Consider the following 22699-nt stretch of genomic DNA (forward strand, 5'->3'; position numbering starts at 1 on the left):
AGCATTGGGGAAACTCATCCAATTGAGTGTGTGCTCTTTCAAGTGCGCGCATCGTAATCACAATGATGGCCACTAGCAAGCATCCGATTAAACAACAAGACGAACTGTTCATTGGGGTGTGTAGGAGATCGCCCTATATGTCGCAGGGGTTTCCCTGATATCGGTTTATATTTCACATTTTCGGCCTGCTGCCCCGTAAGCATTGATCTAGAGCGCCCAGTGAAAGCCAGCAACAGTGGTGGCACGCCCGTTCCATAAATACGGATGAAAGCATGACAAAAACGGAAAAAATTTGAAGTAGGACGCTTCCGAAAATACACGCTCATCTATTAACAAATGACTGGCGACAACAGCAAACAATAAAAGTGCCATCAATTTGATGGCAATTCATATGTTGAATATTGTTGGAATACCTGCACAGACAGGACTATCGCAGGGTTTCCTTATCACCTTGAATCACTTTCCCACAGGCATTTCCCACAACCCTGGCGCTGTTTTACAACGCGGAATGTTCCGACTTAAACCAGGGACTCTTCTTACATAAATTTGTTTCACGCCTTGTTAGCGTGCCGGGCAATGTTCGCGTGCGCTGACCAGGGAGGGTTTCGACATCACGCCAAATTTCCCTCTCTGCTTAAGGACAAGCGCATGTCTGGAGCTGTCAGTTCTGCGCGCTTTACGCTGCAGATTCCCGCCGTTCGCAACGACTTCAAGGTGTTGGCTTTCGAGGGTTCCGAGGTCGTCAGCACGCTTTATGCCATCAAGGTAGAACTGGTCTGCGAGGTTCATGATTTCGACATGGAACCTTTGCTTGGTCAGCCGGCGTTCCTGCGCTTCGGACTGGATGGCGAGGGTATTCACGGGTGCATCGAGGATGTACAGGCCGGCGAGTCGGGAAAGCGCCTGTCGCACTATGGCCTGACACTGGTTCCAGTCCTCCACTATTTGCAGTTCAGTCGCGATCAACAGATTTTCCAGAACCAGACTGTCCCGCAAATCATCACCCAAGTGCTCAAACGTCACGGCATCCTTGCCGATGCGTTCAGGTTCCATGTCCAGACCTTGCCACCACGCGCGTACTGCACCCAGTACGGTGAAAGCGATTTCGAGTTCATCCAGCGCCTGTGCGCCGAAGACGGCATCACATGGCATCACCAGCACTCGGTGGAGAGGCATTTGCTGGTGTTCACCGATGACACGGTGTTCCTGCCGACATTGCACGCAACAACCTACCGGCACGACAGCGCGATGGTGGCGGAGCACCCGGTGGTCCACCGGTTTTCCTGGCACGCCCGAACACGTACCAGCCGCGTCACCCGTCGGGACTACGACCTGAAGCGCCCGCACCTTTTGCTTGAAACCCGCTTTGTCGCCGATTTCACACCCGGACTTGAGGACTATCGCTATCCGCTGTCGATGGAGAACGAGAAGCGTGGTAAACAACTTGCCCGTCAGGCCCTGGAACGCCATCGCGCCGATTATGAAACGGCCGAGGGTCAGAGCAACCAGCCAACCCTGCGCTGTGGCCACCTGTTCGAATTGACCGAACATCCCCGCAAGCAATGCAACGGACTGTGGCAATTACTCGAAGTCACGCACACCGGGCGACAACCTCAAGTTCTGGAGGAACACGCCACAAACGAAACCACTACTGCAGACGGTTTTACCCAGGGATATCGCAACAGCTTCCGCGCCATACCTGCCGAAGTGGTTTTCCGCCCTCCACTGCCTGCGCGCCGGCCACCGTTGGTGAGCCAGACGGCTCGGGTAACCGGGCCAAAAGGTGAAGAGATCTACTGCGATGAGTTCGGTCGCGTGAAGATCGAATTCCACTGGGACCGGGCCGAGCTGAACTGCGAACGCAGCAGTTGTTGGGTACGAGTGTCGTCGAACTGGGCCGGAAACGGTTTTGGCGCAATGACCCTTCCCCGCGTCGGAATGGAAGTCGTGGTGACCTTTCTGGAGGGCGACCCCGATCAACCACTGATTACCGGTTGCGTGATCAACAAACTCACGCCCGCGCCTTACAAATTGCCCGAGCACAAGACCCGCACCGTGCTGCGCAGTCGCAGCTCACCCGACACCGGCGGCTACAACGAACTGACGCTTGAAGACCGTGCCGGCCAGGAACTGGTTTACCTGCGCGCCCAACGCGACATGGAGCGGCAGATCCTCCATGACAGTCGACTGGAGGTCGGACGCGATCGACGGGAAAGCATCCAGGGCAGCAGCCAGACATCTGTCGGCAAGGTCATTGCCGTCGAGGCGGGACAGCACGTGCAGATCAAGGCCGGTGCCAATGTGGTGCTGGATGCGGGCGCCAGCATCACGCTGAAAGCGGGCGGTCATCACATCGTGATCGACGAGGGCGGGATCTTCAGCAGTACCGAGATTGTGACGGGCGGCGAGGTATCCAGGGATGAATCTGCCAAGCGTTTTGTGTCGCAGGCCACGGGTAATCCGGCAGCGAGACAGACGAACGCCTCGCAACCCTCCCCAGAGGAAAGCGAGCTCGAAGAAGAGGAAGAAGAAGTCGAGCTGGAGGATGAAACGCCTGCCGGGATTACGTTGAGGATTGGCGTGTTTTTCGATGGAACGGGGAACAACAAGGCCAACAGCGAAACGGTCGCGGCTTGCTATGCGCCAGATGCCAATCTGGCGGAGGCAGCCGAAGAGATCCAGAAGCACTGCGCCGCCCATGGGTACGACGGGAATGGCAACTCGCCGGATAACAGTTATGGCAATGATGTGAGCAATATCGTGCGCTTGCATGAGCTGTATACGGACCATGCGTTCGAGGTACTGCCGGAGAAAACGAAACAGGCTTCCTTGCGCGTATACATCGAAGGCATTGGTACGACAGCTGATGGAGGCGATTCACTTTACACCCAGGCAACCGGCCGAGGCGAAACGGGTGTCCTGGCTCGTGTGGAGCAGAGCCCGGAAAAAATAATGGAGCAAATTCGATCACTGATTGATAGCAACCCCAACGCGCTAATAGAAAAAATCGAGTTCGATATTTTCGGCTTCAGTCGAGGCGCCGCCGCTGCACGGCACTTCGCAAACGAAGTGCTCAAAGGCAAGCGCAGCATTCTTGCAAAGGCGCTGCCAGCGGGCTCTCCGTCTTTATCCAGTAGCTTTGACTGGGATCCACAATCCTGTATCGGCATCAATTTCATTGGTCTGTTTGATACCGTCGCGGCAATCACCAATCCATGGTTGCTCGACTTCACGGGCGCTAACAGCAGAAATCCCGGGCTGGACTTGAAGCTGCCGGAAGGTTGCGCCAGCAAAGTGGTGCACCTGGTGGCTCGTGATGAATATCGCGAGAACTTTGCCCTTAACAGCCTGGGTGAGATTGATCTGGTATTACCCGGCGCCCACTCGGATCTGGGAGGTGGTTATCTGCCCAGAGCCAGGGAGAAACTTTTGTTGAGCAGTCCGGTCACCAGCACCATCAGCCGAAGCCACGAAGCGACCCGTAGCGCAGCTTATGTCGCTGCCGAAAAGGAGGCGTTTGCCTGGTATACGAAAGGCGTCATCGAAGATGACGCTCCAGGCAATCAACTGCGGGTTGCACTCTGGGAGACCCCTGTAATTCAACGATTGGAAAGGGGCAGATCCACACCGGATCCCCAGAAGCGGGTTTATGCTGCGGCCATGATTGAACGCCCGGTACACGGTGAGTTGTCGCTGGTGTATTTACGCATCATGCGTGAGCTGGGGGTCAGACATGGTGTGCCATTTGAAGCGATTGATAAAAACGATTCAAAACTTTCGCTGCCTGAGGAACTGATCCCGATCCACACCAAGCTTGAGGCTTATGCGCTTGGAAATTCATCCGTTGAGGGACTGACCATCAAAGAACGGGCTTTGTTACGCAGTCGCTATATCCATCTTTCTGCGCACTGGAATGCAGCCAAAGATTTCAACAACAGCGACTGGAGCGTTGTTTTTATCAACCGCCCAACAAAGAACAAACAACGAGTGGTGCACCCCCATGAATAAATTCACTCGGCCCGTCAAAAAACACACGGGGTTCGTCTTCGGATTGCTGTTGGTGCTTTGCACTCAAAGTCATGCACAACCGATCACCAAACGGCCTTGGTATCTCGGCTTCGGAGCACCTGCCTACATGGAGGTCTGGATTGAAACGGCAGACGTGGTGGATATACGTGAACGTGTGTTCAAACGCGCCGGCGCCGGGATTGTCTCGGTAAACACCCCAGCCGACAACAAGGGCAAGCCTGCGGGCTGGCCAGAAAACCCCGGTAGCGGCTCGGGGCGTCACGTCACCGGAGCCGATCTCCCCCGTTTGATCTATGTGCGTTGGCAATCCTTGGCAGAGCCTCAAACCTATGAGGCCTACATTGTGATTCCCGAATCTGCGCGGGAAATCATGCACAAACCGGAAAAGGCGTACTGCAGACTGGATGGTAAATGGATCACGGATTACCGCGACCGCGTAACTATTGGCTTGGCGCCCGGGGGAATTGCCAAGGTGTGGCTGAGGGGGCCGTGCTTGAAGCCAGTAGAAATTACCCGAGTCGAAGGAACTATCAATCCCAAAGGTCCCTATGACGGTAAATCCGGAGGTAAACATCGACCTCTCAAAGACGCATCCAAAACCTACATCGAAAAATACGGCATCCCCTTCGGGAGCTGGTAAGGCATCACAAACACCCTCCAGTCACTTGCCATGTGCAATCGCTGCACAAAGGGATTTGTAAGCAATAAAGGGAGCGTTAAAAGCATCATGAGCGGTAGACACAATAAACAATCAATATCGGGGATTGGATGCGCACTGGTTGTCATGTTGACGCTCACAACCAGCACCTCTGTTCGAGCGGAAGGCTGCGTTGGTATTGGATGCCTGGTGAACGGTGGTCCCCTGGAGTTCTCAATGCTGACGGGTATCGGCTTGCTTTTCACAGTGGCGGGACCGTTCATTTCAACTTCGGAAGCCAGTGCAAACAAATCCTCGAAACATTACACCCAGGCCCTGATTGACGATGCAGCTACACATCTGGCGACGGAGGGCGAATACGAAAGCCCCATACTCGAGTCCGAGTGGCGTAAATACCTGAAATCCTATGGGCACCAGCCAAGCAAGAACGAGTTTGCCAAGATGGTATTGGCTACCTATGGGTGAACTGCTAAAAGCAGTATCTGCGGTCACCCGATTATCGAGCGCCGTCTACCGGTAGCAGCGACAGCTGATCGGTGGTGCATGTTCTGGATGACGCCGATCAGCTTCGCTGCACCGATTTTCTTTCACATGACCCGGTATATCTTCTCTACCTGATCAGACAAATGCCTCACCGAGATAGAGACGATGCGTCTTCTCGATTTCATCGATCAATCGAGGCGAAACGCCAACGGACCCGGCTATTTCGCGCCAGCGCTTAACCGCCGCGCAAACCTCCTTGATGATGGCCGGCGCGTCGATGCCCCGGATCTGCCCGGCCACCGCCTCCAGGTCCGCGAGTTCGAAGTTGTCGCGCTTGCCGTTGATCGTCATCTGGTGGGTAGCCACCCAAAAGCTGCCCGGCTGGTACGACCAGGAAACGTCATAGGCCGGGGAAAGAGACCAGGTGCCTGCCCGATCCATCAGGAAGCTGGTGTTTTTGGTGTGGTCATCCTGATTGCGGCCCACCACGTTGAAAACCATGCGGCGGAAGTACTCTACGGCGTCACGGCGCGGCAAACCAAGAACCCGCATGACCCCGAACGCCTCCTCGTAGGAGTAGCCGCCCGGCTGTTTGTAGTCGGCATGATCCATGGCACACAGAGTGGCCATGTGGATCTTTTCTCCATCATCGGTACGATCAAAGCGTTTGGTCAGAAAGTGCGCGCGGCCACCCTCTTCCAGCAATTCACACGGACTCATGGTGATGCCGGCAGCTTTGGCCATGAGCGAATAGGCGTACTCCACGCGGCCGAAGCCTTGCGAGTCGGCCAGGACGTCGGTGTTCTTCGCGACGTCGAACTTCAGCAGCCAGTAGGAAAACCCTTTTGGCGCCCTGACTTGCCCCGAGCGGATCTCGCCAGCCGCATTCATCGCGATAACCGCTTTGGCCCGGGCACCGCCAGCGCTGGTACCGACCTGGATCAAACGCTTCAGTGCCTCGTCATCGACCTCGGTGTCGTGATGGGCGAGGCGATCGGCCAGGCTTTCCCGTTGCGAGAGCACTTCGCTGGCGAGCTCTACCAGCGCATCAATCTGAATTCGTTCGCTGGCATTTACAGAACCGCTGAGAGCGGGCCGGTATTCGAGTCCGCCCATTCCGCGCGAGCCCTGATACAGGACCCTTTCAACCGGGGTGAACGTCGCTTTGTCACGGCCCTCCTTGGCGAGCCAGGCATCGATCAGTGCGTTACCGAAATCGTCCGGCAGAGAGTCAGCCAGGATGGCCGGTAGGCCTTTGTAGGTTTCCCGGTTCAGGCCGGGAAAGGCGTATGTCTGATTGGCGGCCAATGGCATATGGATGGGCGAGATTTCGATACCGGTCTTGACGAATTCAGGATCGTATTCGAACAAACCCAGCCGGGTGCCCTCATCCCAGAGCAGCCCCCCGACAAACCGCTCGAAGAGATAGACCTTTGCCGTAATCACCAATCAACCTCCTTTTTGACTTCGCTGCCGGACACCGGCTCGCCTGCGCTCCCCGCCGAGGCCTTGCCCACCGCCCGTGTGCCGGTTGCCCGCATACGCCGGGTTCCGGCCATCTTGATTACCTGCAACGGGCTCGGTCGAACGGGCTCCACGAGCGAGGCTGCTCTTTCCAGCTCGCCGATGACACGCAGGACGGCCAGCAGATTCACCAGAGTGCCTTTGCCATGGAGAAGATTGATCAGGGTCTGGCGGCTGATGCCGGCTTCCCTGGCGACATGCTCCTGGCTGAGATTTTTCTTCAGGCGCAATTCCTGGAGCCGGGCACCAATGGCACTGGCAATCGCATCGTCGGTCATGGCTTGGAGGCGCATAGTGTCTGAATTCCTGGAGCGAATGTGCAAATCACGAAGTGTGTGTATTCAATACTAGACATTGCAGAAGGATCGACCTGCATGACAGCCAACGCCAATCCTGCGTACGTAAATCTGGTCACTAACTGATGAAACGAACCTTATGTCTCAATTCAAAGGCATTGGATTTCAGCAATATCTACGATATGTGCAATATCAACACTGCCTAGATAGCTAGACAATAACAAGTATAAAGACTGATAACGTATGCATATCAAGACAAAACAGTTAGATCGACACATGAGTAAAGGCAAGAAGAGAACCTGCGGCCTCGGGATTCTCCAGACACAAAAAATGGGCACCCGACCGCAATCGGTGTGCCCATTTTTTATTACGGCTCTCCCCGCTATTCAGGGATGCGCCGCAATTATGGATTGACGCTGTCTTTCAACGACTTGCCCGGCTTGAACGCAACAGTGTTGCTGGCCTTGATTTTGACGGGTTCACCGGTTTGCGGGTTTTTACCGGTGCGGGCACCGCGATGGCGTTGCAGGAAGGTGCCGAAGCCGACGAGCGTGACGCTGTCCTTGCGGTGCAGGGCGCCGGTGATTTCTTCGAGAACGGCGTTGAGAACGCGGTTGGCCTGCTCTTTGGTCAGATCCGCTTTTTCAGCGATTGCAGCGGCGAGTTCTGGTTTACGCATTAGTGAAGCCCCTTTGAGTCGGTTTTTTGTTGTTATGTCCGTGCTGCTCTCGTTGGAACAGCGCCCAAGGCGCCGCAGGCTCTACTCTGCGGCAGACGGGAGTGAGAATGGCACGCGGATAAGGGCGGCGCCAGTCTCCCCGCGACCTTTGTGGGGGCAAAAGCGGGGTGATTCCGACAGAACGACCAGTATTTACGCCAGCAAGGCCGGAAGCTGTTTGTTCAGCGCGAGTTTTTCCATCACCGCCGCGCCGGTCAGGGCGTAACCGAGCAATTGCCCTTGCGCGTCGTGACATAGCGCCTTGACATCGGCGCCCTGCCCTTCGACGGTCCAGACGCCTTCGCGGCCCCGTGGCGGCGGCGAAACCACCAACGGGCAGACCGGGGTTTTCACGGTGATCGGCATCGGTCCGTAGTTCACCACGGTCGGGTTGCCGGCCAGGGTCTGTGCCAGCGCTCGCGCACAACTCATGAGGGGCATGACGTACAGAAGATTCAGCCCGTCGACCTCGGCGCAGTCGCCCAGGGCGTAAATATTGGCGTGAGAGGTTTGCAGATGGCGGTCGACCACCACGCCACGGTTGGTCTGGATGCCGGCAGCCGCTGCCAGATCGATCCGTGGGCGCAGGCCAATGGCCGACACCACCACATCGCACGAAATCACCTGACCATCGGAGAGGTGTGCTTCCAGTCCATCCGCGACTTTCTGCAAACGGGTCAGCACCGGGCCGAGGTGGAAGCGCGCGCCAAGGCTTTCCAGCCCGGCCTGCACCGCTGCGGCAGCGGACGGATGCAACAGGGTCGGCATCACCTGCTCGCACGGCGCAACCAGTTGCACTTCGTAGCCGCCGAGGATCAGGTCGTTGGCGAACTCACAGCCGATCAGACCTGCGCCGAGCAGCAACACCCGACGCTTGCCCGCCGCTGCCGCGCGAAAACGTGCGTAGTCTTCGAGATCGTTGATCGGGAACACCAGATCCCCGCCATCGCCTTCGATCGGCACGCGCACGGTTTCGGCGCCCCAGGCGAGGATCAGGTCGCGATAACTCACCGCTTCCTCGCCGATCCACAGGCGCTTGTGGCCCGGGTCGATGCCGCTGATGCGGGTGTGGGTGCGGATCTCGGCCTTCAACTGCTCGGCCATGGCGCCCGGTTCGGCCATGCTCAGGCCGTCGGCGTCCTTGTTCTTGCCGAAGCCGGTGGAGAGCATCGGCTTGGAGTAGGAACGACCGTCATCGGCGGTAATCAGCAGCAGCGGGGTTTCGCCATCGAGTTTGCGAAACTCGCGGGCCAGGTTGTAACCCGCAAGCCCGGTGCCAACGATTACGACAGGTGCGCTCATGCCCTACTCCTCAGTGTTTTCTCAGTTGATTTCGATCATTTCGAAGTCCATCTTGCCGACGCCGCAGTCCGGGCACAGCCAGTCTTCCGGCACGTCCTGCCACAGGGTGCCCGGCGCAATGCCGTCATCCGGCCAGCCGTCGGCTTCGTTATAGATCAGGCCGCAGACCACACATTGCCACTTTTTCATTCAGGTACTTCCTCAGGATTCAGGCTTTAGCCGGCGCGGACGGTCGATGGTGCAGCACTGCCATCCGGCTCAGGGCGTTTTGTACTGATGGTACCGGCCAGATGCAAGCCTGTTCGGCGCAATGGCGGCCCGGATCAATCAAATTCGCGGTGCGCCATGGTAAGCTCGCCGCCTCATTTGCTGCCAATAATGACTCATTGTGCAACTCAAAAACGCCCCGTTGTGGCGCCTGCAAAGCCACCTGACACCCCTCCCCGACACGTCCACGCTCGACTGGCTGTTCGACGAAGGCTCCCTGACCCGCCGCCTGACCCGCCTGTCCGATGACGGCTTCAGCGTCACGCCGCTGTTCGAAGGCTGGCAGACCCTGCGCGACGACGAGTGCGCGGCGCTGGACCTGGCCGAAGGCAGCGAAGGCTGGGTGCGCGAGGTGTATTTGCGCGGTCATGGCGAGGCCTGGGTGTTCGCCCGCAGCGTGGCGTCGCGCAGTGCCTTGCAGGGCGACGGCTTGCATATGGATGAACTGGGCAGCCGCTCGCTGGGCGAACTGCTGTTCTGCGATCACGCGTTTCAGCGCCGCGCCATTGAAGTCTGCCATTACCCGGAACACTGGCTGCCCGAGGACTCTCGGGCCAACGGTCTGTGGGGCCGTCGTTCGCGTTTCGACCGTGGTGCATTGAGCGTACTGGTGGCGGAGATTTTCCTGCCTACGCTGTGGGAAGCCGTCCGCGCCCGTCCGGAGAACTGCTGATGTATCAAAGCCTGCTCAAATCCCTGAATCGCCTGAACCCGCGCGCCTGGGACTTCATCCAGCTGACCCGCATGGACAAGCCGATCGGCATCTACCTGCTGCTGTGGCCGACGCTCTGGGCGCTGTGGATTGCCGGCAAAGGTTCGCCGTCGCTGGCCAACGTCGTGATTTTCGTCCTCGGCGTGGTGCTGACCCGTGCCGGCGGCTGCGTGATCAACGACTGGGCCGACCGCAAGGTCGACGGCCATGTAAAGCGCACCGCCGAACGCCCGCTGGCCGCCGGGCGGATCAGCTCGAAAGAGGCGCTGGTGTTCTTCGCCCTGCTGATGGGCGTAAGTTTCCTGCTGGTGCTGTGCACCAACGCCGCGACGATCTGGCTGTCGCTGGGCGGTCTGGCGCTGGCGTTCACCTATCCGTTCATGAAGCGCTACACCTATTACCCGCAGGTGGTGCTGGGGGCGGCGTTTTCCTGGGGCATGCCAATGGCGTTCACCGCCGAGACCGGTGAGCTGCCGGCGACGGCCTGGCTGCTGTGGATCGCCAATCTGCTGTGGACCGTGGGCTACGACACTTATTACGCGATGACCGACCGCGACGATGACCTGAAGATCGGCGTGAAATCCACGGCGATCCTGTTCGGCGAGGCGGACCGGGTGATCATCCTGACCCTGCAGGCGCTGTCACTGGGCTGCCTGTTGCTGGCCGGGTCGAAGTTCGAGTTGGGGACGTGGTTCCACCTCGGCCTGCTGGTGGCTGCCGGGTGCTATGCGTGGGAGTTCTGGTACACCCGCGACCGGGACCGGATGCGCTGCTTCAAGGCGTTCCTGCACAACCATTGGGCCGGTCTGGCGATTTTTGTCGGGATCGTGCTGGATTACGCGTTGCACTGACGTTTGAAAAAGATCGCAGCCATCAGGCTGCGATCTTTTAACGGTTCAAATCAATCGACGTGGATCAGTGCTTCGGCATATGCCACATATCTTTGAAGCCTTCGCCCTTCATGTCTCCAGGCTTTTCATCCTTCATAAACGTATAGAGCGGCTTGCCGTCGTAAGACCATTGCATCATGCCGTCATCACGCTTGATCGGCATGAATTTGCCTTCGGCCTTGGCACCTGCGGGAGCCATCATTGGTGGCCACATCTTGGCGCATTCACCGTTACACATCGATTTGCCGCCCATGTCCTTGTCGAACGTGTAGACAGTCATGCCTTTATGATCGGTCATCATGCCATCTTTCATCATTACCGGGTCGGCAGCGAATGCCATGGCAGGCAGAGCAACGGCAGCAGCCATCAGCAGAGCTTTAAAGGAAGCAGTCATTTGAGTCATGGAAACCTTCTTTTGTGGTTGTCAGGATTCGGACTTAGAGCTTAGTTCAGGATTTGCACAATCGCCGCCGGACTAAAATACTGTCACACGACTGCAATAATTCCGTTATCTAATGCGGCGCAAGACAGTTAAATGACAAGAGGATTAAGGCATGGTTGGCAGGAGCATTCTGATCGTCGACGACGAAGCGCCCATTCGCGAAATGATCGCCGTTGCGTTGGAAATGGCCGGCTATGACTGCCTCGAGGCAGAGAACTCGCAGCAGGCGCACGCCATTATCGTCGACCGCAAGCCGGACCTGATCCTGCTCGACTGGATGCTGCCCGGCACCTCCGGCATCGAGCTGGCCCGCCGCCTCAAGCGTGACGAGCTGACCGGGGACATCCCGATCATCATGCTCACCGCCAAGGGCGAAGAGGACAACAAGATCCAGGGTCTGGAAGTCGGCGCCGACGACTACATCACCAAACCGTTTTCCCCACGCGAACTGGTGGCACGCCTGAAGGCTGTGCTGCGCCGCGCCGGCCCGACCGATGGCGAAGCGCCGATCGAAGTCGGCGGCCTGCTGCTCGACCCGATCAGCCACCGCGTGACCATCGATGGCCGTCCGGCCGAGATGGGCCCGACCGAATACCGTCTGCTGCAATTCTTCATGACCCACCAGGAACGCGCCTACACCCGTGGCCAGTTGCTGGATCAGGTCTGGGGCGGCAACGTCTATGTTGAAGAGCGCACCGTCGACGTGCACATCCGGCGCCTGCGCAAGGCCCTCGGCGACGCCTACGAAAATCTGGTACAAACCGTGCGCGGCACCGGCTATCGGTTCTCCACCAAGGCCTGAGCCGACCGCCAGACTCGCTGACAAGGACCGTATTTCCCGTGAATCAAAACTGGCATGGCACCCTGATTCGCCACATGCTGTTGCTGGTCACCGGCTGCCTGGTGATCGGCCTGATCACCGGCTACTACGGCTGGAGCCTCGCGGCGGGACTGGGCCTGTACCTGGCCTGGACGCTCAAGCAACTGCTGCGCCTGCACGAATGGCTGCGCCTGCACCAACCCGATGAAGCACCGCCCGACGGCTACGGCCTGTGGGGTGAAGTGTTCGACAGCATCTACCACCTGCAACGCCGCGACCAACGGGTGCGCGGACGCCTGCAAGCGGTGATCGACCGCGTTCAGGAGTCCACCGCCGCGCTGAAAGATGCGGTGATCATGCTCGACAGCGACGGCAACCTGGAATGGTGGAACCGCGCCGCCGAAACCCTGCTCGGCCTCAAGACCCCGCAAGACAGCGGCCAGCCAGTGACCAACCTGGTCCGCCATCCGCGCTTCAAGGAATACTTCGAGCAGGAAAACTACGCCGAGCCGCTGGAAATCCCCTCGCCGACCAACGACCGCGTGCGCATCCAGATGTACCTCACGCGCTACGGCAACAACGAACACTTGATGCTGGTGCGCGACGTCACGCGCATCCATCAGCTGGAACAGATGCGCAAGGACTTCATCGCCAACGTCTCCCATGAGCTGCGCACCCCGCTGACGGTGATCTGCGGCTACCTGGAAACCCTGCTCGACAACGTCGAGGAAGTGAACCCGCGCTGGAGCCGCGCCCTGCAGCAGATGCAACAACAGGGCGGGCGCATGCAGACCCTGCTCAACGACTTGCTGCTGCTGGCCAAACTGGAAGCCACCGATTACCCGTCGGACAACCAGCCCGTGCACATTGACACCCTGTTGCAGTCGATCAAGAGCGATGCACAGCAGCTGTCGGGCTCGAAGAATCAGAAAATCACCCTGGAAGCCGACGCCAGCATCCTGCTCAAGGGCAGCGAGGCGGAACTGCGCAGCGCGTTTTCCAACCTGGTGTTCAACGCCGTCAAATACACCCCGGCCGAAGGCAATATCCGCATCCGCTGGTGGGGCGACGATCAGGGCGCGCACCTGAGCGTGCAGGATTCCGGGATCGGCATCGACAGCAAACACCTGCCGCGCCTGACCGAACGCTTCTATCGCGTCGACTCCAGCCGCAACTCCAACACCGGCGGTACGGGCCTGGGCCTGGCCATCGTCAAACACGTGTTGCTGCGCCATCGCGCCCGAATGGAGATCAGCAGCGTGCCCGGCCACGGCAGCACGTTCACCTGCCATTTCGCCCCGGCGCAGGTCGCCCAGGCACGGCTCATCAGCGCCGCTGAGTAATGCCGGACTAGGCAATCGCCAGGTCAGCCGCTACATTGGCTGACTTGCGCCTGCCTTTCAGGCGCGATTTTTTCTCCCTTACGAATCACACGGAACCCGCAAAACTCCATCATGGACCCTTCCCCTGGCTTGTCCCTCGCAACAATATTCGCCGATTTCGGCATGATTCTTTTCGCTCTGATCCTGGTTCTGCTCAACGGCTTCTTCGTTGCGGCGGAATTCGCCATGGTCAAACTGCGCTCGACCCGGGTCGAAGCCATCGCTGAACAGCACGGCTGGCGCGGGCACATCCTGCGCACCGTACACAGTCAGCTCGATGCGTACCTCTCGGCGTGCCAGCTCGGTATCACCCTCGCCTCCCTCGGCCTCGGCTGGGTCGGCGAGCCGGCGTTCGCGCACATTCTCGAGCCGCTGCTGAGCGCGGTCGGCGTGCAGTCGGCGGAAGTGGTCAAAGGCATCTCGTTCTTCACCGCGTTCTTCATCATTTCCTACCTGCACATCGTGGTCGGCGAGCTGGCACCCAAGTCCTGGGCGATCCGCAAACCCGAGCTGCTGTCGCTGTGGACGGCGGTGCCGCTGTATCTGTTCTACTGGGCCATGTACCCGGCGATCTACCTGCTCAATGCCAGCGCCAACACCATCCTGCGCATTGCTGGCCAGGGTGAACCCGGCCCGCATCACGAGCACCATTACAGCCGTGAAGAACTGAAACTGATCCTGCACTCCAGCCGTGGCCAGGACCCGAGCGACCAGGGCATGCGCGTGCTGGCCTCGGCGGTGGAAATGGGCGAACTGGAAGTGGTCGACTGGGCCAATTCCCGGGAAGACCTGATCACCCTCGAATTCAACGCCCCGCTGAAAGAAATCCTGGCGATGTTCCGTCGCCACAAGTTCAGCCGCTATCCGGTGTACGACAGCGAGCGCAAGGAATTCGTCGGCCTGCTGCACATCAAGGACCTGCTGCTGGAACTGGCAGCGCTGGACCACATTCCCGAGTCGTTCAACCTCGCCGAATTGACCCGCCCGCTGGAGCGCGTGTCGCGGCACATGCCGTTGTCGCAGTTGCTGGAGCAGTTCCGCAAGGGCGGCTCGCACTTCGCCGTGGTCGAAGAAGCCGACGGCAACATCATCGGCTACCTGACCATGGAAGACGTGCTGGAAGTGCTGGTCGGTGACATCCAGGACGAACACCGCAAGGCCGAGCGCGGCATCCTCGCCTACCAGCCGGGCAAACTGCTGGTGCGGGGCGATACGCCGCTGTTCAAGGTCGAGCGCCTGCTGGGTATCGACCTGGATCACATCGAAGCCGAAACCCTCGCCGGGCTGATCTACGAAACCCTGAAACGGGTACCGGAAGAGGAAGAAGTGCTGGAAGTCGAAGGCCTGCGGATCATCATCAAGAAGATGAAAGGCCCGAAGATCATTCTGGCCAAGGTGCTGATGCTCGACTGACGGGGATTACCGCTTGCCCAACGCAAAGTTGGGCAACGCCCCCAGCGGCTGGTTGAACTGATACGGAATCGACACCAGCCCCCCTCCGGTATTGCGCTGTACCACGAAGTGCAGGTGCGGGCCGCTGCTGTTGCCGGTGTTGCCGGACAGCGCCAGCGGACTGCCCACCGCCACACGCCGCCCCTCCCGCACACTCACCGACCCTTGCTTGAGATGCAGGTACACGCCCATCGTGCCGTCGTCGTGCAGCACCCGCACGAAATTGCCGGAAGGATCGGTGCCGCGCCCGTTCTGCGAGTTCTCGATCTTCACCACCACCCCGGCCCGCGCCGCGATGATCGGCGTGCCCACCGGCATGGCGATGTCCATCGCATATTTGTTCTTCGGCCCGTAGTGGCTGTAGTCGCCGTTGGCACCCTGACTCAGACGGAACGGCCCGCCACGCCAGGGAAACGGATAGCGATAGCTCTGGGCGGCGCCAGCGGGGTCGCCGAGGGAATACTGGAACTGCGGCGTGTAAACCAACGGCTTGCCGCCGGACAGCGCCGTCAGCAACGCGAGACGCGTATTGCTGCGCGCCGGCAGCACCCGGCGGATCGTTTCCGTCGGCGCGCCTCGCACATTGCTCATTCCGGTGAACGCCAGTGCGACCTCCACCGGTGCATACAGGTCGTTGCGCACGAACACCACGTCGGTGCCCTTCTGCTTCTTGATGTCGAGATAGACCTGACGCTCGAGCCTCTCGACCATCCGGTCCTGAAACACGAACACCTGGGAGCCTTTGCTCGGACGGTCGCTGTACGAAACCACTCCGTTGGCATCGGTGGATTTGTAGATCGTCATGGCCACAGTCGAGGTGGAGGCCATTAACAGACCACAGAAAAACAGCAGGCGCAGGGGCATGGGCAAAAGTTCTGTCGAGTAAGGCCTGGGAATGAGCCTAGCAGCTGAAGCAGACCAGGCTAGTCGACAGATGTTTCAAATTTGGCACAGCATGAAAAAAGACCGCAGCCTGTGTCAGGCGGCGGTCTTCTTTTGCCCGCGACGCTTACGCGCCCGGAACGAAGTGCTTCTGCGCCGTGCCGCGGGCGATCAGGCGGGAGATGTAGTCGAGCTTCTGCGCGTCCTGGTCGACGAAGCGGAAGGTCAGTTGCAACCAGTCGCTGTCCGGTTTCGGCTCGTGGGCGACCACGGCGTGCAGGTAGCCGTTGAGGCGGGCGATTTCGGCGTTGTCGCCCTGCTCCAGATCGAGCACGGCGCTGTCGAGGATCTGCGGCAGGGTGTCGGTGCGCTTCACCACCAGCAGCGCTTCCTTGATGCTCAGGGCCTTGATCACGCATTGCTGGGTGCCGCTTGGCAGACGCAACTGACCCTGGCCACGGCCGCTGGCCGGAGCCGCAGAGGCTGCCGGGGCTTTCACGGGCGGGCTGTTGAGCAGGCCACGCTGTGGCGCAGCGGCAGGTGCTGGGGCGGCAGCGGCAGGCTTGGCAAACGGGTTGGCCGCAGGCGCAGCCGGTGCGGAGCCGACCACTGCAGCCTTGCCGCCGGTCAGTGCGCTCAGGGAGTCATTGCCGAACGCCGAGTTCATCTTGGTCGGAGCGCTGTTCATCAGGGCATCGAGCTTGCCAATCTTGTTCAGGGCCTGTTTGACCTTGGTCAGCAGTTGCTCGTTGGTGAACGGTTTGCTGACGTAACCGGAAACGCCGGCCTGAATCGCCTGCACCACGTTTTCCTTGTCGCCACGGCTGGTGACCATGATAAACGGCATGGTCTTGAGGTTGTCCTGCTCACGGCACCAGGTCAGCAGTTCGAGGCCGGACATTTCCGGCATTTCCCAGTCGCACAGCACCAGGTCGAAAGCCTCCTTGGCCAACATGGCCTGGGCTTTTTTACCGTTGACGGCGTCCTCGGTGCGGATCCCCGGGAAGTAATTACGCAGGCACTTTTTCACCAGGTCACGAATGAACGATGCATCGTCCACGACCAACACACTGATCTTGCTCATCCAACACCCCTATTAAAATCCCGGCAAGCATAACGCTGGCTGATGGCACATTGCCAAAACTCTTCAGTCACGCCGGGACTTTTCGTTCGCGGGTGCTGCTTTTTAATTCGCTTCTGCCTATGAAAAGCAGAAACAAAAACGCCCGGCCAAAGGGCCGGGCGCTTTTCTCAGGCAATCTTACTTATCGTCAGCATCGCCCGGAACATTAGCGGTTTCGCCGCTTGTCCCTTCAACTTCTTCCTTCATGCGCTTGAGGCCCATGTGGCGCACGTCGGTGCCGCGCACCAGGTAGATCACCAGCTCCGAGATGTTGCGCGCGTGGTCGCCGATCCGCTCCAGCGAACGCAGCACCCAGATGATGCTCAAGACCCGCGAGATAGAGCGCGGGTCTTCCATCATGTAGGTCGCCAGCTCGCGCAGGGCGGTCTTGTATTCGCGGTCGATGATCTTGTCGTACTGCGCCACCGACAGCGCCAGATCGGCATCGAAGCGGGCAAACGCGTCCAGCGCATCGCGGACCATGTTGCGCACCTGGTCGCCGATGTGACGCACCTCGACATAACCGCGCGGTGCTTCACCTTCCTCGCACAGCTGAATCGCACGACGGGCGATCTTGGTCGCTTCGTCGCCGATACGTTCCAGGTCGATCACCGACTTGGAAATGCTGATGATCAGACGCAGGTCGGACGCCGCCGGCTGACGACGGGCCAGAATGCGCAGGCATTCTTCGTCGATGTTGCGTTCCATCTGGTTGATCTGGTCGTCGATCTCGCGCACCTGCTGGGCCAGGCCCGAGTCGGCCTCGATCAGCGCGGTGACCGCGTCGTTGACTTGCTTCTCGACCAGCCCGCCCATGGCCAGCAGGTGGCTGCGCACTTCTTCCAGTTCGGCGTTGAACTGCGCGGAAATGTGATGGGTAAGGCCTTCTTTACTAATCATGTTGGCGTCCTTGGAGCGTCCGGTAAGGTGCGAGCGTCAATTCAGTGAGCGACAACCAGCGTCTGCTAGCCGTAACGACCGGTGATGTAGTCTTCGGTCTGCTTCTTGGCCGGATTGGTGAACAGGGTATCGGTGTCGCCGAATTCCACCAGTTTGCCCATGTACATGAACGCCGTGTAGTCGGACACCCGCGCCGCCTGCTGCATGTTGTGGGTCACGATGACGATGGTGAACTTGGATTTGAGCTCGTAGATCAACTCTTCAACTTTCAGGGTCGAGATCGGGTCGAGGGCCGAGCACGGTTCGTCGAGCAGCAGCACTTCCGGCTCCACGGCGATGGTACGGGCGATCACCAGACGCTGCTGCTGACCGCCGGACAGGCCGAGTGCCGAGTCATGCAGACGGTCTTTTACTTCGTCCCACAGGGCCGCGCCCTTCAGTGCCCACTCGACGGCTTCGTCGAGAATGCGCTTCTTGTTGATGCCCTGGATGCGCAGGCCGTAGACCACGTTTTCGTAGATGGTCTTCGGGAACGGGTTGGGCTTCTGGAACACCATGCCGACCCGGCGACGCAGCTCGGCCACGTCCTCGCCCTTGCGGTAGATGTTGTTGCCGTACAGGTTGATCGCGCCTTCGACGCGGCAGCCGTCCACCAGGTCGTTCATGCGGTTGAAGGTACGCAGCAGCGTAGACTTGCCGCAGCCGGACGGGCCGATGAAGGCGGTCACGCGCTGTTTCGGGATGTTCATGCTGACGTCGTACAGCGCTTGTTTCTCGCCGTAGAACAGGCTCAGGCCCGGCACTTCGATGGCCACGGTTTCCTGTTCGAGGTTCAGGCTCTGCTTGTCGCGGCCCAGGGCAGACATGTTGATGCCGTGGGTATGTGTTTCGTGCTGCATGGGAGATCCCCTGTGCTAACAAATTCGGTTCGGTTGGCTGCCGGGAATCAGGCCGGCAGCCCTTCAATTCTTGTGACGGCGATCAGCTGTCCAGCGCCTTGTACTTCTCGCGCAGGTGGTTACGAATCCACACTGCCGACAGGTTGAGCACGGCAATCACCAGCACCAGCAGCAACGCGGTGGCGTACACCAGCGGTCGTGCGGCTTCGACGTTCGGGCTCTGGAAGCCGACGTCGTAGATGTGGAAGCCCAGGTGCATGATCTTCTGGTCCAGGTGCAGGTACGGGTAGTTGCCATCCACCGGCAGCGACGGCGCCAGTTTCACCACACCCACCAGCATCAGCGGCGCCACTTCACCGGCGGCACGGGCCACGGCGAGGATCATGCCGGTCATCATCGCCGGGCTGGCCATCGGCAGAACGATCTTCCACAGGGTTTCAGCCTTGGTCGCGCCGAGGGCCAGCGAGCCTTCACGCACGGTACGCGGGATACGCGCCAGACCTTCTTCGGTGGCCACGATCACCACCGGCACCGCCAGCAGCGCCAGGGTCAACGAAGCCCAGAGCAGGCCCGGTGTACCGAAGGTCGGTGCCGGCAGCGCTTCCGGGAAGAACAGACGGTCGAGCGAGCCACCCAGCACGTAAACGAAGAAGCCCAGACCGAACACGCCGTAAACAATGGCCGGAACACCCGCCAGGTTGTTCACCGCGATCCGGATCACCCGGGTCAGGGTGTTCTGCTTGGCGTATTCACGCAGGTACACCGCCGCCAGCACGCCGAACGGGGTCACGATCATCGCCATGATCAGGGTCATCATCACGGTGCCGAAGATCGCCGGGAAAATCCCGCCTTCGGTGTTCGCTTCACGCGGGTCGTCGGACAGGAACTCCCAGACCTTGCTGAAGTAGAAGCCGACCTTGGTGAAGGTGCCCATCGCGTTTGGCTGGTAGGCGTGAACCACTTTGCCCAGGCCGATTTCGATCTCCTTGCCGTTGGCATCGCGAGCGGTCAGGGCGTCGCGGTTGAACTGCGCGTGCAGATCGGCCAGACGGGCTTCGACGTCCTGATAGCGGGCGTTCAGCTCGGCACGTTCGGCGTCCATGTCCGCTTGCGCGGTGGCGTCGAGCTTGCCTTCCAGTTCCAGTTTGCGGCCATGCAGACGGATGCGCTCGAGACCGGCGTTGATCGCGCCGATGTCGGTTTTTTCCAGGGTCTTGAGTTGCGCGGCGAGGCCGTTCACACGGTTGATCCGCGCCTGCAGCTCGGGCCAGGCCGCTTCGCCTTCGGCGATGACCTTGCCGTCCTGTTTGACGTTGACCAGGTAGCCGTAGAAGTTGCCCCACTCACGACGCTCCAGCGCCATCAGCTCCGGCGGGTTCTTCTGGTCGGTCAGCCACTCGCCGACGATCCAGGTGAAGTCGTTGCCGTTCAGGTCGCGGTTGCCGACCTTGATCAGCTCGCGGGTCATGAATTCCGGGCCCTGGTCAGGCACCGGCAAGCCGGCGCTCTTCAGGCGTGCGCGGGGCACTTCTTCCTTCTGCACCACTTCGCCGATGACCAGGTGATTGCCCTGGCCGGGGACGTTGTAGCTGGCGTGGATCAGGTCCGCCGGCCAGAAGTGACCCAGACCGCGCACGGCAATCACCGCCAGCAGGCCAATGGTCATGATGACCGCGATGGACACCGCGCCACCGCTGATCCAGACGCCCGGGGCGCCGCTCTTGAACCATCCATTCAGGGAGTTCTGTTTCACAGACTTCTACCTTTCTTAAAGCGACGAGTATTTCTTGCGCAGACGCTGACGAATCAGTTCCGCGAGGGTGTTCATGACGAAGGTGAACAACAGCAGCACCAGCGCCGAGAGGAACAGCACGCGGTAGTGGCTGCCGCCGACTTCCGACTCCGGCATTTCCACCGCGACGTTGGCCGCCAGGGTGCGCAGGCCTTCGAACAGGTTCATTTCCATGACCGGGGTGTTGCCGGTGGCCATCAGCACGATCATGGTCTCGCCGACTGCACGGCCCATGCCGATCATCAGGGCCGAGAAGATGCCCGGGCTGGCGGTCAGGATCACTACGCGAGTCATGGTCTGCCACGGCGTGGCACCGAGGGCCAGGGAGCCCAGGGTCAGGCCGCGCGGCACGCTGAACACGGCGTCTTCGGCGATCGAGTAGATGTTCGGGATCACCGCGAAGCCCATGGCGAGACCGACCACCAGTGCGTTGCGCTGGTCGTAGGTGATGCCCAGGTCGTGGGAGATCCACATGCGCATGTCACCGCCGAAGAACCAGTTCTCCATGAACGGGCTCATGTACAGCGACAGCCAGCCCACGAACAGGATCACCGGGATCAGCAGCGCACTTTCCCAACCGTCCGGGACTTTCAGGCGGATCGATTCAGGCAGGCGGCTGAAGGTGAAACCGGCCACCAGGATGCCGATCGGCAGCAGCATCAGCAGGCTGAAGATGCCCGGCAGATGCCCTTCCACATACGGCGCGAGGAACAGGCCGGCGAAGAAGCCGAGGATCACCGTCGGCATCGCTTCCATCAGCTCGATCACCGGTTTGACCTTGCGGCGCATGCCCGGAGCCATGAAGTACGCGGTGTAGATCGCCGCGGCAACCGCCAGCGGTGCAGCCAGCAGCATCGCGTAGAACGCGGCTTTCAGGGTGCCGAAGGTCAGTGGCGACAGGCTCAGTTTCGGTTCGAAATCAGTGTTGGCCGCAGTCGATTGCCAGACGTATTTAGGCTCGTCGTAGTTCTCGTACCAGACCTTGCTCCACAGCGCGCTCCACGACACTTCCGGGTGCGGGTTGTCGAGCAGCAGCGGTTGCAGCTTGCCGCCGGCTTCGACGATCACACGGTTGGCCCGTGGCGACAGACCGAACAGGCCCTGGCCTTCGACCACCTGATCGACCAGCAAGGTGCGGTGCGCGGTGCTGTGGAACACGCCGAGCTTGCCGCTGGCATCCAGGGCAACGAAGCCCTTGCGGCGCTCTTCGGCGGTGATTTCAACGATCGGCGTCTTGCCCATCTGGAAGGTGCGGATCTGCTTCAGGCGCAGCTCGCCATCGGTGTCGCGGGCCATGAACCACTGGGCCAGGCCACCGGTGGAGTCACCGACGATCAGCGAGATACCGCCTACCAGTTGAGTGGCGGCAGTGACTTGCGCGTCGGCGTTTTCCAGCAGCTTGTAGCGACCGTTGAGGCTCTTGTCGCGCAGGCTGAACACGTCGGCCTGGGCACGACCGTTGACCACATACAGCCACTGCTGGCGCGGGTCGACGAAGATGTTTTTCACAGGCTCGGTCATCTGCGGCAGATCGATACGCTTCTGCTCGTTGGTGACTTCACCGGTCATCATGTTTTCTTCGCTGGTCAGCGACAGCACATTGAGTTGCGAACCGGTGGAGCCGACCAGCATCAGGGTCGAGTCGGTGGCGTTGAGGCTGACGTGCTCCAGGGCACCGCCGCTCTCGTTCAGCGCAATCGGCGCTTCGCCGTACGGGAACTCGATCGCCGGGGTGATGGTTTTCTTGCCTTCCGGGTAGCTGACTTTATAGGTGTGACGGAACACCAGCGCCTGACCGTTGGACAGGCCCACGGCCACCAGCGGATGGCCCGGCTGGTCTTCACCGATGGAGGTCACACTGGCGCCTGCCGGCAACGGCAGATCGACGCGCTTCAATTCAGCGCCACTGTCGATATCGAAGAACAGCGCCTGGCCCTTGTCGGAAACGCGCATGGCCACCTGATTCTGCTCTTCGAGCGAAATCATCAGTGGCTTGCCGGCGTCTTGCATCCAGGCTGGGGTAATGGCGTCTTTCGCGGTCAGTTCGGCACCCTTGAACAGGGGCGCGACGACGTAGGCGAGGAAGAAGAAGATCAGGGTGATGGCTGCCAGCACCGCCAGACCGCCG

The 22699-nt window shown here is 59.9% G+C and carries 20 protein-coding genes; 8 read left to right on the top strand and 12 right to left on the bottom strand.

The features are described from left to right. Positions 1-648 precede the first annotated feature (648 nt). The 3 genes from tssI to DLD99_RS29475 all read left to right on the top strand — a co-directional run bounded on the left by tssI (position 649) and on the right by DLD99_RS29475 (position 5152). On the top strand, positions 649-4008 hold the full coding sequence (tssI, locus tag DLD99_RS28415; RefSeq protein ID WP_114886388.1) for a type VI secretion system tip protein TssI/VgrG: 3360 nt from the start codon (positions 649-651) through the stop codon (positions 4006-4008). Next, positions 4001-4669: a DUF2931 family protein gene (locus DLD99_RS28420; protein WP_114886390.1), complete on the top strand. Its 669-nt coding sequence runs from the start codon at positions 4001-4003 to the stop codon at positions 4667-4669. Before tssI ends, DLD99_RS28420 begins: the two co-directional genes overlap by 8 nt. 234 nt (positions 4670-4903) lie before the next feature. Next, the gene (locus DLD99_RS29475; protein WP_244220763.1) at positions 4904-5152 is read left to right on the top strand and encodes a hypothetical protein; all 249 of its coding nucleotides are present in this window, start codon (positions 4904-4906) and stop codon (positions 5150-5152) included. Between the two features lie 153 nt (positions 5153-5305). On the opposite strand, the gene DLD99_RS28430 is transcribed toward DLD99_RS29475, so the two are convergent. The 5 genes from DLD99_RS28430 to DLD99_RS28450 form a co-directional block, all read right to left on the bottom strand. Continuing rightward, the gene (locus DLD99_RS28430) at positions 5306-6613 is read right to left on the bottom strand and encodes a type II toxin-antitoxin system HipA family toxin (protein WP_114886819.1); all 1308 of its coding nucleotides are present in this window, start codon (positions 6611-6613) and stop codon (positions 5306-5308) included. Next, on the bottom strand, positions 6613-6987 hold the full coding sequence (locus DLD99_RS28435; RefSeq protein ID WP_114886394.1) for a helix-turn-helix transcriptional regulator: 375 nt from the start codon (positions 6985-6987) through the stop codon (positions 6613-6615). The genes DLD99_RS28430 and DLD99_RS28435 overlap by 1 nt, the downstream gene beginning before the upstream one ends. A 406-nt stretch (positions 6988-7393) precedes the next feature. Beyond that, a complete protein-coding gene (locus DLD99_RS28440) occupies positions 7394-7669 on the bottom strand; it encodes an HU family DNA-binding protein (RefSeq protein WP_003213368.1) in 276 nt (91 codons plus the stop codon). A 192-nt stretch (positions 7670-7861) separates the two neighbouring features. Continuing rightward, a complete protein-coding gene (locus DLD99_RS28445; protein ID WP_114886396.1) occupies positions 7862-9010 on the bottom strand; it encodes an NAD(P)/FAD-dependent oxidoreductase in 1149 nt (382 codons plus the stop codon). Between the two features lie 21 nt (positions 9011-9031). Beyond that, positions 9032-9199: a rubredoxin gene (locus DLD99_RS28450; RefSeq protein WP_007954349.1), complete on the bottom strand. Its 168-nt coding sequence runs from the start codon at positions 9197-9199 to the stop codon at positions 9032-9034. A 199-nt stretch (positions 9200-9398) separates the two neighbouring features. Between DLD99_RS28450 and DLD99_RS28455 the strand changes: the two genes are divergently transcribed. Together DLD99_RS28455 and ubiA are read left to right on the top strand one after the other, a co-directional pair. Then, complete coding sequence (locus tag DLD99_RS28455; protein ID WP_114886398.1) at positions 9399-9950, top strand: chorismate--pyruvate lyase family protein; 552 nt, start codon at positions 9399-9401, stop codon at positions 9948-9950. Further along, positions 9950-10840 (top strand): 4-hydroxybenzoate octaprenyltransferase, encoded by an 891-nt coding sequence (gene ubiA, locus DLD99_RS28460; RefSeq protein ID WP_114886400.1) that lies wholly within the window; start codon positions 9950-9952, stop codon positions 10838-10840. The genes DLD99_RS28455 and ubiA overlap by 1 nt, the downstream gene beginning before the upstream one ends. Before the next feature lie 64 nt (positions 10841-10904). Here the strand turns inward: ubiA and DLD99_RS28465 are convergent, their stop codons facing one another. Continuing rightward, the gene (locus tag DLD99_RS28465) at positions 10905-11282 is read right to left on the bottom strand and encodes a COG4315 family predicted lipoprotein (RefSeq protein WP_114886401.1); all 378 of its coding nucleotides are present in this window, start codon (positions 11280-11282) and stop codon (positions 10905-10907) included. Between the two features lie 151 nt (positions 11283-11433). Between DLD99_RS28465 and phoB the strand changes: the two genes are divergently transcribed. The 3 genes from phoB (at position 11434) to DLD99_RS28480 (ending at position 14936) form a co-directional block, all read left to right on the top strand. Continuing rightward, positions 11434-12123, top strand: a complete 690-nt coding sequence (gene phoB / locus DLD99_RS28470; RefSeq protein ID WP_003229608.1) for a phosphate regulon transcriptional regulator PhoB — start codon at positions 11434-11436, stop codon at positions 12121-12123. Between the two features lie 74 nt (positions 12124-12197). Next, positions 12198-13484 carry a phosphate regulon sensor histidine kinase PhoR gene (gene phoR / locus DLD99_RS28475; RefSeq protein WP_240789170.1) on the top strand — a complete coding sequence of 429 codons (1287 nt, stop codon included), beginning with the start codon at positions 12198-12200 and terminating at the stop codon, positions 13482-13484. Between the two features lie 111 nt (positions 13485-13595). After that, a complete protein-coding gene (locus tag DLD99_RS28480) occupies positions 13596-14936 on the top strand; it encodes a hemolysin family protein (RefSeq protein ID WP_007954342.1) in 1341 nt (446 codons plus the stop codon). Positions 14937-14942: 6 nt separating this feature from the next. Here the strand turns inward: DLD99_RS28480 and DLD99_RS28485 are convergent, their stop codons facing one another. The 6 genes from DLD99_RS28485 to DLD99_RS28510 all read right to left on the bottom strand — a co-directional run bounded on the left by DLD99_RS28485 (position 14943) and on the right by DLD99_RS28510 (position 22581). Continuing rightward, entirely contained in the window at positions 14943-15839 is an 897-nt protein-coding gene (locus tag DLD99_RS28485) for a peptidoglycan DD-metalloendopeptidase family protein (protein ID WP_114886405.1), read from the bottom strand. A 145-nt stretch (positions 15840-15984) separates the two neighbouring features. Further along, positions 15985-16941 carry a response regulator gene (locus tag DLD99_RS28490; RefSeq protein ID WP_114886407.1) on the bottom strand — a complete coding sequence of 319 codons (957 nt, stop codon included), beginning with the start codon at positions 16939-16941 and terminating at the stop codon, positions 15985-15987. 177 nt (positions 16942-17118) lie between these two features. Further along, complete coding sequence (gene phoU / locus DLD99_RS28495) at positions 17119-17880, bottom strand: phosphate signaling complex protein PhoU (protein ID WP_007954334.1); 762 nt, start codon at positions 17878-17880, stop codon at positions 17119-17121. Between the two features lie 65 nt (positions 17881-17945). After that, the gene (pstB, locus tag DLD99_RS28500; RefSeq protein WP_065258233.1) at positions 17946-18779 is read right to left on the bottom strand and encodes a phosphate ABC transporter ATP-binding protein PstB; all 834 of its coding nucleotides are present in this window, start codon (positions 18777-18779) and stop codon (positions 17946-17948) included. Positions 18780-18861: 82 nt separating this feature from the next. Beyond that, positions 18862-20532, bottom strand: coding sequence for a phosphate ABC transporter permease PstA (gene pstA, locus DLD99_RS28505; RefSeq protein ID WP_114886409.1), 1671 nt, complete (start codon positions 20530-20532; stop codon positions 18862-18864). A gap of 15 nt (positions 20533-20547) precedes the next feature. Continuing rightward, the gene (locus DLD99_RS28510) at positions 20548-22581 is read right to left on the bottom strand and encodes an ABC transporter permease subunit (RefSeq protein WP_170931577.1); all 2034 of its coding nucleotides are present in this window, start codon (positions 22579-22581) and stop codon (positions 20548-20550) included. Positions 22582-22699: the final 118 nt, after the last annotated feature.

It is taken from the genome of Pseudomonas kribbensis, from assembly GCF_003352185.1.
Taxonomy (GTDB): domain Bacteria; phylum Pseudomonadota; class Gammaproteobacteria; order Pseudomonadales; family Pseudomonadaceae; genus Aquipseudomonas; species Aquipseudomonas kribbensis.

Coding starts and splice junctions, on each gene's coding strand:
- phoB (WP_003229608.1), top strand. CDS start 11,434: ATGGTTGGCAGGAGCATTCTGATCGTCGACGACGAAGCGCCCATTCGC.
- DLD99_RS28485 (WP_114886405.1), bottom strand. CDS start 15,839: ATGCCCCTGCGCCTGCTGTTTTTCTGTGGTCTGTTAATGGCCTCCACC.
- DLD99_RS28440 (WP_003213368.1), bottom strand. CDS start 7,669: ATGCGTAAACCAGAACTCGCCGCTGCAATCGCTGAAAAAGCGGATCTG.
- ubiA (WP_114886400.1), top strand. CDS start 9,950: ATGTATCAAAGCCTGCTCAAATCCCTGAATCGCCTGAACCCGCGCGCC.
- DLD99_RS29475 (WP_244220763.1), top strand. CDS start 4,904: ATGCTGACGGGTATCGGCTTGCTTTTCACAGTGGCGGGACCGTTCATT.
- DLD99_RS28445 (WP_114886396.1), bottom strand. CDS start 9,010: ATGAGCGCACCTGTCGTAATCGTTGGCACCGGGCTTGCGGGTTACAAC.
- DLD99_RS28510 (WP_170931577.1), bottom strand. CDS start 22,581: ATGCAAGACGCCGGCAAGCCACTGATGATTTCGCTCGAAGAGCAGAAT.
- phoR (WP_240789170.1), top strand. CDS start 12,198: ATGCTGTTGCTGGTCACCGGCTGCCTGGTGATCGGCCTGATCACCGGC.
- DLD99_RS28490 (WP_114886407.1), bottom strand. CDS start 16,941: ATGAGCAAGATCAGTGTGTTGGTCGTGGACGATGCATCGTTCATTCGT.
- DLD99_RS28480 (WP_007954342.1), top strand. CDS start 13,596: ATGGACCCTTCCCCTGGCTTGTCCCTCGCAACAATATTCGCCGATTTC.
- DLD99_RS28420 (WP_114886390.1), top strand. CDS start 4,001: ATGAATAAATTCACTCGGCCCGTCAAAAAACACACGGGGTTCGTCTTC.
- DLD99_RS28450 (WP_007954349.1), bottom strand. CDS start 9,199: ATGAAAAAGTGGCAATGTGTGGTCTGCGGCCTGATCTATAACGAAGCC.
- DLD99_RS28435 (WP_114886394.1), bottom strand. CDS start 6,987: ATGCGCCTCCAAGCCATGACCGACGATGCGATTGCCAGTGCCATTGGT.
- phoU (WP_007954334.1), bottom strand. CDS start 17,880: ATGATTAGTAAAGAAGGCCTTACCCATCACATTTCCGCGCAGTTCAAC.
- pstB (WP_065258233.1), bottom strand. CDS start 18,779: ATGCAGCACGAAACACATACCCACGGCATCAACATGTCTGCCCTGGGC.
- tssI (WP_114886388.1), top strand. CDS start 649: ATGTCTGGAGCTGTCAGTTCTGCGCGCTTTACGCTGCAGATTCCCGCC.
- DLD99_RS28465 (WP_114886401.1), bottom strand. CDS start 11,282: ATGACTCAAATGACTGCTTCCTTTAAAGCTCTGCTGATGGCTGCTGCC.